Annotated in this window: 2 protein-coding genes; one reads left to right on the forward strand and one right to left on the reverse strand. The window is 67.4% G+C overall.

The window, feature by feature from the left end:
• On the reverse strand, positions 1 to 623 hold a 623-nt coding region (locus AB0F44_RS30095), incomplete at its 3' end, for an amino acid-binding protein (RefSeq protein WP_357361029.1).
• A gap of 380 nt (positions 624 to 1,003) precedes the next feature.
• On the opposite strand from AB0F44_RS30095, the gene AB0F44_RS30100 reads away from it, so the two are divergent.
• On the forward strand, positions 1,004 to 1,247 hold a 244-nt coding region (locus AB0F44_RS30100; protein ID WP_357361030.1), incomplete at its 3' end, for a DeoR family transcriptional regulator.

The raw sequence follows: 1,247 nt of genomic DNA on the forward strand, positions 1-1,247 counted from the left end.
TTGGACCGCGAGGAGCGCCGCTGGTGTTTCGCGCGGCCCAATTCCAGAAGCGTGCCCTCGCCGGGCTCGGTCACCTCCGGTGTGCCGGGCGCGAGGTAGCGCGCACCCAGCAGTTCGGCTACCGCCAAGGGCAGTTCGTCCGGATCGCCGACGATGCGGGCGGCGATGGCCAGCGCTTTGGTCTGACCGTCGATCAGCGACAACACGGTCGCGGGCCAGACCCGCACTCCGGAACCTCCCGCGTGTTCCACGGCGGAGGTGATTGCCTGCGCGGTGACATCGGCGGGGGCGGCGACGACGAGTTCGTCCAGGACGGCGTCCTCCAGTTGGTGCACGTGCACCGTGAGAATGTTGGCGTCGCGATGGGCGAGATGTTTGGCGAGCGTCTCGAGCGCCCCGGGACGGTCGGCCAGACGCACCCGGATCCGCCAGAGCGCGGGCGCGGAGTCGATGCGGTCGCGGTGCCGTAGCTCCGGGCTGTGCAGCCAGCCGCCGAGCATCCGCATCGCCGAGGGCTCCACCACCCAGATCACCAGAATCGTCGTGGTCACCGTGAGCAGGGCGACGGTCAGCAGGTACGGCGGGTGCAGATGGACGACCAACGCGTGCAGTGCCAGCTCCACCGGGAACACCGCGGCGAGTTTGGCGAGAGTGAGCCTCGTCCGTCCCGGGTGCGGCAGTCTGCCGCACACCTCGCAGGCCAGGACCGTGACACGGGGTCGCACTGCGAATCGCCACATGGGGGTCAGCGTCTGCGGCGTTCGTGTCGATCTTCGACGGGGCGCGTAACAGCGACGTGAAAGCGCGTCCGAAAACCGTTGACCTGCAACGATTTCCACAGTGACGTCGAGCACGCTCGTGGGGGCGATGTGACCGTCGGCACGATGCACTCGATAGTCGTGCCGCAACGATTGTGACTCGGACCACTATTCTCCATTGACAAACCAACACAAATGGGCATAAAACAACATAAGTAAACATTCGCTCGAACCGGAGGAACTCCATGTACGCCGAGGAACGGCAGCAGGCGATCGCGACCCTCATCGGGCATCGCGGGCGCGTCTCCGTGGCCGAACTCGCCGACCAGTACGGGGTCACCACCGAAACCGTGCGCCGCGACCTGGCGGTGCTCGACCGACTCGGGGTGATCCGGCGGGTACACGGGGGCGCGGTCGGGTCCGGTGCGCTCACCACCTTCGAACCGGGCACCGCCGAGCGCGACAGCACTCGCGCCGCGGAGAAGGACC

The sequence above is a fragment of the Nocardioides sp. NPDC023903 genome (assembly GCF_040639295.1).
Lineage (GTDB): Bacteria > Actinomycetota > Actinomycetes > Propionibacteriales > Nocardioidaceae > Nocardioides.